This window comes from Halobacillus sp. BBL2006, from assembly GCF_000786645.1.
GTDB lineage: Bacteria > Bacillota > Bacilli > Bacillales > Halobacillaceae > Halobacillus.
This window is the reverse complement of sequence record NZ_JRNX01000354.1, coordinates 1-7,714: the sequence shown is the minus strand read 5'-3', so window position 1 is coordinate 7,714 and position 7,714 is coordinate 1. Positions and strand designations below refer to the sequence as shown.

General features: G+C 40.4%; 7 protein-coding genes. 2 read left to right on the top strand and 5 right to left on the bottom strand.

Annotation, left to right across the window (positions count from 1 at the left end):
- A partial coding sequence (locus LD39_RS11125; protein WP_035546317.1) for a homoserine O-acetyltransferase occupies positions 1–1,056 on the top strand: 1,056 nt, incomplete at its 5' end.
- Positions 1,057–1,184: 128 nt separating this feature from the next.
- Here the strand turns inward: LD39_RS11125 and LD39_RS11120 are convergent.
- The 5 genes from LD39_RS11120 to rpiA all read right to left on the bottom strand — a co-directional run bounded on the left by LD39_RS11120 (position 1,185) and on the right by rpiA (position 6,910).
- Positions 1,185–2,540 (bottom strand): polysaccharide deacetylase family protein, encoded by a 1,356-nt coding sequence (locus LD39_RS11120; protein ID WP_035546315.1) that lies wholly within the window; start codon positions 2,538–2,540, stop codon positions 1,185–1,187.
- A gap of 91 nt (positions 2,541–2,631) precedes the next feature.
- On the bottom strand, positions 2,632–3,468 hold the full coding sequence (gene kynA, locus LD39_RS11115) for a tryptophan 2,3-dioxygenase (RefSeq protein WP_035546313.1): 837 nt from the start codon (positions 3,466–3,468) through the stop codon (positions 2,632–2,634).
- A 13-nt stretch (positions 3,469–3,481) separates the two neighbouring features.
- Positions 3,482–4,126: a DUF4166 domain-containing protein gene (locus tag LD39_RS11110; RefSeq protein ID WP_035546311.1), complete on the bottom strand. Its 645-nt coding sequence runs from the start codon at positions 4,124–4,126 to the stop codon at positions 3,482–3,484.
- A gap of 473 nt (positions 4,127–4,599) precedes the next feature.
- A complete protein-coding gene (locus LD39_RS11105) occupies positions 4,600–6,129 on the bottom strand; it encodes an RQC-minor-2 family DNA-binding protein (RefSeq protein ID WP_035546309.1) in 1,530 nt (509 codons plus the stop codon).
- Between the two features lie 82 nt (positions 6,130–6,211).
- A complete protein-coding gene (gene rpiA, locus LD39_RS11100; protein WP_035546307.1) occupies positions 6,212–6,910 on the bottom strand; it encodes a ribose 5-phosphate isomerase A in 699 nt (232 codons plus the stop codon).
- 463 nt (positions 6,911–7,373) lie between these two features.
- On the opposite strand from rpiA, the gene LD39_RS11095 reads away from it, so the two are divergent.
- On the top strand, positions 7,374–7,714 hold a 341-nt coding region (locus LD39_RS11095; protein WP_035546305.1), incomplete at its 3' end, for a formate/nitrite transporter family protein.

Genomic DNA, 7,714 nt, shown 5'->3' with positions numbered 1-7,714 from the left:
CCCACCAGCCATAACCATAACCTTACAACCATATCCATTGGAGAATTCACTTTCGAGTCGGGAGATCGTTTGACTGACGTGGAACTCGCTTACGAGCGTTATGGTTCAAGTGATGCCCCCGTTATCCTTATCTGTCACGCGTTAACTGGAAATCAACATGCCTTAGGATCGGAAGAAGAACCTGGCTGGTGGGCTGGACTTATAGGGAAAGGAGCACCGATTGATACGGACCACTATCAGGTCATAACGTTCAATGTCCTCGGTGGATGCCATGGTTCAACCGGCCCGGCAAGCATTAATCCTGAAACTGGGAAACAATATCGTTTAGACTTTCCTCCTGTAACAATACGGGACATGGTACATGCACAAAAGCAAGCTCTGAACCACCTAGGTGTTAAACATGTTCAGGCCGTCACTGGAGGTTCATTAGGGGGAATGCAGGCATTTGAATGGGGAATCCTATATCCCGATTTCATGGATCAATTATTCATCCTTGCTGCAACCCCTTACCTAAGTGATTACGGGATTGCCTTCAACCATATAGGTGCGAGGGCAATTAAAGATGATCCTGCGTTTAAAGGTGGAAATTATCTATCCAACGATCAATTGCAAGGCTTTGAAATTGCACGTATGGCAGGAATGGTGACGTATAGAAGCCGAACTCTCTTCCAAAAGAGATTCGATCGCAAAAGGCGAACTCCATCGTCCTATGACATTCAATCCTACCTTGATTATCAAGGGGACAAAATCAAAGAACGATTTGATGCCAACAGTTATTTATACCTCCTTGAAGCCATGAACCATCACGACATAGGTCGTGAAAGAAACGGTTGGCAGCAAGCAGCTGGGCAATATAAAGCAGATGTATTTACGATAAGTTTCGAACACGATCTTTTGTATCCATATGATCTAATGAAATCCTTTAATGACCAAGTAAGCTCTGGTGAACACTATCATGTCCAAACCGATTACGGGCATGATGGGTTCCTTGTCGAGTTTGAGGAATGGGGAAAGTGGATCGAACAGAAATTGAATCAGAAGCCAATACGAAGCTAAGAAAAAGCAAGAGCATAGTGCTTGCCCTGTTCGTATCCTCGAGCTTTAATACCATTGAAGCCGAACCTATAAATTCAAACCACAAAAAAGCAGCCTGCACTCTTGCAGGCTGCTTTTCATGTTTATTTTTACAATTCACTTACTGTAACAAACTGATACCCTTGACGGGACAATGCATCCAAAACCAATTCAAGAACTTCCACAGTAGACCCTTGAAGATCATGGAGTAAGATTACATCTCCATCTTTAGCTTCATTAATCATATCCTGCGCTAATTCAACCGCTTCTTTACCTTGCCAATTTTCCCCAGATACATCGGAAGGAATAACTTGCAAGTTTTTTTGCGAAATTGGAGGCTGCTCTCCAAAAGGTAAACGCACCACTTCTGGTTGAACACCTGTCACCTCTTCAATTATTTCTTGGGTTTTAGAGATCTGTTCATCCACTTCTTCAGGGGTTAACCGAGTAAGGCGCGAGTGATCCCACGTATGATTCCCTATTTCATGCCCTTTTTCAGCTACCCTCTGTGCTACTTCCGGAAAATAATTCACTCTTTTCCCGATCATGAAAAAGGTCGCTTTCGCTTTATACTCATCTAATACTTGTAAAATTTCAGGCGTCACTTTAGGATGTGGGCCATCATCAAATGTAATCGCAACTTTCTTTACATCAGACTGACTCTTAACCACAGTTTCTTTTTCACTTTTAGACGAGGGGGGATCTTCTATAGAGGTTTTCTTTTCTCTACGACTCTCCCCTTCTGCTTTCAAAGCACTTGCAAATTCTTCTTTCAACAGATCATTGATGGAGCGCTGCCCCAGTACAATCTTGTCAGGGATCTTTTCAGAGCTTTGATTCAGATAAACCTCAATCCCCTTCGTCGTTAATGCAATATTTTCCAGATAACTCGATTTCAATGCTTCCTGAAGTTCTGAACTGTGAAAGACCTCTGCACCCGTCTCTTTCATAAGCTCCTCTTTAGTGAGCTCAGCTAATTGGTCCACATAATTTCGGTCTTCTTTAAACAATTGATCTGGTTCTATACGTTTGCCGTTTTTCTTATCAAAATTCATAATCGTTTGTGCATGTAGAAGGGTAGGTAATCCTACATCCATCGACTCTTCGAACCGTACGACAAAGAAACTTGAACCTTGATGTAAAACTTCAAAATCTATATGCAGTTCATGTGATTTAGTTTTCCCATGCTTTTGAATGGACTGGTAGCTTTCCTTTTTAAAAGCTGCTTTTCTTTGGTTCACATAATCAATAATGGTCTGATTGATTTGATTATTAGGGGTTTGTGGATAGTGAATCGTAATATGGTACTCATCAAATTCAACAATATCTGATTCCATAGTTACCTCATAGCTTAATGGTGCAGCTGAGTTTGTGGAATCCGAAGATTCGTCAGCATTAGCTATGAATGAGCATGCCGTAAGCAAGATTAAACCAACAATTCCTATATATATAATGGGTCGTCTCATAATTTTCCCTCTTTTAATTTTTTATACACAACCCATTGTAACATAAATGTAATATTGTTTTAATTACTTCGTTATATTCAGTCTATTCAGATTATAGATGCGTTCGAAGGTCCCACAATTCTGGAAAAAATCGATGGTCCAATACTTTTTTCAAGTAACCTACACCAGATGATCCCCCAGTTCCTGTTTTGTGGCCAATAATCCGCTCTACAGTCTTCATATGCCGGAATCGCCACTGTTGCAATGAATCTTCTATATCCACAAGCTTTTCAGCAAGTTGATATAAGTCCCAATACTTATCGACCTGTTGATAAACCTTTTTCCACGCTTCAAGCACTGAAGCATCAGCATGATAAATTTTTGTATAATCACGTTTCAGCAGATTGTCATTAATTTCAAACCCTTCTTCTGCCAGTTTTTCAATGGCTGCATCGTAAAGGCTTGGTGACTCATAAGCCGCTTTCAGATCTCTATGTAGCTCTTCATCTTTTTCATAAATTTTAAGCACATGTGGGGTTTTATATCCTAATGCGAACTCAATCATCCGATATTGATAGGATTGAAACCCTGATGCTTGTCCGAGGTCATCACGAAATTCGATATATTCAGAAGGGGTTAAAGTTGCCAGTACGTCCCACGCATGAATGATTTGGTTTTGAATATTAGATACTCGAGCAAGCATTTTAAAAGCCGACTGCAAGTCTCCATTTTTAATTGCATCAATCGCCGCCCATAATTCATGCAAAATTAATTTCATCCACAGTTCACTCACCTGGTGGATGATGATGAATAACATTTCGTCATGATGAGAGGATAGTCGGTCTTGAGCGTTCAGCAATTGATCAAGCTGCAAGTAATCCCCGTATGACATCCGCTCCTTGAAGTCTGTGTGCACTTTTTCTTGATCTTTTGAATCACGATAGCTCATATTCTGACTCCTTTCACTCCAGTATGCCTCTATCAGGAATATTGTTATAAGTCATCGGTAGAAACTCCGTATGAACTGCGCCTTCATACATCAGCATCGTCCCAAAAACAGGGTGCTCTACATGGACGTGGACTCGATAGGCATCTTCATCTTCATCGTAATGCTCATAAACGGAAGTAGTCGGACCAGGCACTTGCCATTTTTCTTGCCAGGACATATCTTCTGATTCCATAAAGAGTCCCCCCCCTGCTGTTACATGAAGCTTGAGCTCTGTCTGGAAAGAACCAGACTTACCTAAATCATCTATAATCACATTTTTTTCCTCGTCATAACGCATTGCAGCATCGAAGCCACGGATCGCAAACGGAAAGAAAAACCGGCGGATCCAGCTTACAGTTTCCTGCCCATTCTCACCTTCATATGCATAGTTCTCAAGTGTGAAAGGAACATCTTTCCCTCTCTCTGAAAATACGAGATGGTCTTTTGCTGCGAAGGTTAGAAGTGGACGTAAAAGCGGGTGCGTCCCTCTAATTTCAGTCATTTTTCCTTGTCCTAAGATCATTAAATTCTGTTTACTGGTTAAACCGTATTTCTTTTGCATCTCCGGATGAAGTTTATGAAAGTCTTCACCCAGGGCACGATGATAGATGGATTGCATGGTTAACTCCTCCTCTGAACTTGTCGACTTTTTTTGGAATTTTCGTGTCATTGTTTATTTATATATGGAATAGAATAATTTTTAGGTTCCTTCATTCAACTTGCTTGTAATGGCATTATAGCACAAGTAATCGCTTTCTAAGGACAATAAAAAGACCTGTACGCAGGTCCTCTATTGGTCGTAAATATTAAGGGTGTTCTCTTCTCTTTCGTTGTCTGGATACGCAGGGCGAGACTTCCCTCGCTTCTTGACGATTAGTCAACATCAATTCGCTTTGCTCATTATGTTTCCTTTATCTCCTCCAGCTCAGTTGAGTTCCGAAGCCTAGCCCCTCGAGACATAAGTCAATCAATTGCGCAGAGATAGGCACCTCTGCTCCATTGCTAGCCTTATGCTTATCGGGCCTCCCAAGTCTTCTTCACATCCTATATCCAGTCCGTACGTTGCTAAACAGTCGCTTCCACACCTAAATATCACATGACTTCTTCGGCGAAGTCGCTGACGGAGTATCCTTTTTGCTGTTTCATGAGCCATCCTTGTTTTTCAAGCTGGTTGAATAATTTTTGAATATGCTTTTCTGGCCATTCAGATAAGAGGCCGAACCAGCGGGTCTCATGTAAATGCAACGTTCTCAACTTATTCGTAGCTTTCCCGGCTAACATCTGCACAAGTGTATGAACCGGGTAGTCTGTTCCATAGTAATGAATTAAATCAAGAATCTGTTGAACAGTGCCATAAGTCAGCGGTCGTCCTTTGATCGTAATAATCACATCTTCTTCCCCGTAGCGAACCTCTTCTAATTTACTACGAAGTTCTTCTAATACATGGCTGGTCATCGGATAAACATTCTCCGGAACGAGCTTCAGCCAGTCAGGAAGTTCTTTAAACACTTTGACATGCTCAAGCTTGACAGCTGATAACCACAGTAATTCTGAATTTGAACAACGCTCTGGCACCTTCGTTTTTCTTAACTGACGATACATATGGAGTAATGGAAAGGCACTCAGGTTCAATGGCTTTTGCTGGTATTTTTCAATTTGCTGGACAACTTGTAAACTCTCTTCCAGAGGCTTCCTTGCTTTGGAGAGTCGATTCTTTAGAACTTGCAATTGAACAAGTTGATCAAGCAGACGAGTATTTTGTATAGCAATTTCATTAAATTGCTTTTCAATTGTGATGAGTCTTTTCGCTGCCCTCTCTACGTCAAACTCTTCCTCAAAGCTTACCCGATCTTCGTCGATATGATAAAACAGACAAAAATCACAAGCTTCGCAGTAGCAGTTGATGGTACGCTGAGAGGAATCAAAATGTAATTCCTTCCCATGAAGGCAGATATTCGACTTTCCATTCTCCATCCATTCCGCAGGTAAAGAGCGAAAAGGACGCATGACTATTTCAACTCTGTGCCTCCAAAAGGCGATGTCTTCAGGATATTTTAGAATAGATAAGAGTGCGGACTGATTCATCACTTCCACCGCATCAATCACATCTTTTTTCTTATGAAAAAGTTTCAGAAGTGGGTGGCGGTGAAAGGCGCCTCCAATTTTCTTTAACCAATATTTTCGGGTGTGACGACTCACATCCGCTAAAAACATATAATCTTCAAGAACTTCCTTTACATGTTGATGAAGTTGCTCTGAAGATAGTTGAGTAAAGTCTATGTCGTATAAAAATGAATCTTTTAAAGGTAGTCCATGTTCTTCTGGCAATGAACTCCATAAGAAAAGTTCTGGGCGCAATAAGTGAGGATACACAGTTTCTTCTTTTTGTAAAGAAACAGGGAGAATCGCTTCCCCGTTTAATTCTAAATAACGACGAATTTTATTAACATCCCATGACTGCTGGTCAATCAATTCCACTATTGTGTCATTCAGCCTTGAAAATAACCCCCGTTCAAATTTATGTCCGATGGATCGAATATGCTTATTCTTCTTCCCAATCGGTGCAAGTACAATAAACGGATAGCGTCCGTCGTGATAAGTAATCCTTTTTGGCAGTCCCATAATGATTCCCCTTTGAATGAAGGATATACTTCTATTATAGAAAAAGTATTACAATGTACCAATAAATATAATGAAAATGGGCTCAGATTGTTAAAATTTCCACGGAATAATCAATAAACAATCCTGTTTCCACCACTCCTGGAATCGCACTCAACTTCATTTCCATTTCATCACTAATTTCGCCAAATCGAGCATCCAGAATTAGATTTCCCGCCTCTGTTATGACTGGACCATCCTTGGATTGAGCCATTCGTAAATCGACTTCCTGAACCTGGAGATTATTCAAGTATGTTTCGACAAGGTTAACTGCCCGTGGGTCAACTTCAATTGGGACGGCAAATTTCTCTCCAAGCCGCGTGACGAATTTACTTTCATCTACTAAAATATACGTCTTAGGAGCACTTGCCATCACGAGTTTTTCTGCAAACATGGCTCCCCCTCTCCCCTTGATCAAACGCTTGTTTGAATCGACTTCATCTGCTCCATCGAAGGCCCAATCAGGTTTCGCTGCTGATAAAGAAGTAGTTTTCAACCCGAGCGCAGAGCAATTGAGTAACGCTTCTTGTGAAGTGGGGATCGTTATGATTTCCAAGTTTTCTTGCTTCACTCTCTCTGCTATTTTCTTTACTGCAAGGAAAGACGTTGAACCAGACCCTACACCAATCACGTCCCCCTGCTTTACGAATTGACTTACACGATTAGCTACCTTCACCTTTTCTTCCAAATTAGATATTTCCCCAGTCCAATTTTCACTGACTGCTAATTGATTCTGCCATTTCATCCGTATCACCTCTTTCTTCTGTTATTCCCATAAACGAGAGAAAACAAGCTAACTTCCTTAGGAAAAAGTGTATCAGAATCGTTAAGATACAGTCGCTTCTTAATAAGATCGTTACAAAGACACCGGAATCTTTTACTCCCCTTTTACATACATTCAAGTAGGACTTTTAGCGATTTTCGAATAAAAGGATGATGGATATGAAAAGAATCTACGTGAAATTAATCCTCTTTTACCTTATAATCCTTCTCGGATTTCTTTTCGTGATGATGAATAATTGAAAGGTTGGATAATAAGATTTGAAAATGTCAACTCCTATTTTTTTGTACAGCGCTTTCGAAAATTTAATTTGGCAATAGTGTTACAGCTATTGTAATTGCCACTTCTGAGGACTATATTTATTCATGTGAAATGTTTCACAAAAAAGAAACATTTCCTCATATCTCTATTCAGGTGGCGATAACAAATGGAACAAGCAACTCTTAACAAAGTGATAGAATGTGCGAGAAATAAAAAATTGATGGTAGACGAAACCCCTAATCATTATTTAATAAGGGCAGCGCTTGCAGGTATTTATATTGGATTTGCTCTAATACTTTCTTTTAAACTCGCTCAACCTTTTTACGAGCAACACGCAGCCTCCACCTCTTTTATCAATGCAATCTTTTTCGGAATCGCCTTTTGCTTAATTATTTATGGAGGAGCCGAGCTGTTCACTTCAAACACCATGTATTTGAGTGTCTCCTCTTTAAAAAGAGTTACACATTGGACAGACACACTTAAAGTATGGAGCTATTGCTATGGCGG

What these genes read in the sequence shown, in the direction of transcription:
- rpiA (WP_035546307.1), bottom strand. Translation starts at nt 6,910, where the DNA reads ATGAAATGGCAGAATCAATTAGCAGTCAGTGAAAATTGGACTGGGGAA.
- LD39_RS11105 (WP_035546309.1), bottom strand. Translation starts at nt 6,129, where the DNA reads ATGGGACTGCCAAAAAGGATTACTTATCACGACGGACGCTATCCGTTT.
- LD39_RS11110 (WP_035546311.1), bottom strand. Translation starts at nt 4,126, where the DNA reads ATGCAATCCATCTATCATCGTGCCCTGGGTGAAGACTTTCATAAACTT.
- kynA (WP_035546313.1), bottom strand. Translation starts at nt 3,468, where the DNA reads ATGAGCTATCGTGATTCAAAAGATCAAGAAAAAGTGCACACAGACTTC.
- LD39_RS11120 (WP_035546315.1), bottom strand. Translation starts at nt 2,540, where the DNA reads ATGAGACGACCCATTATATATATAGGAATTGTTGGTTTAATCTTGCTT.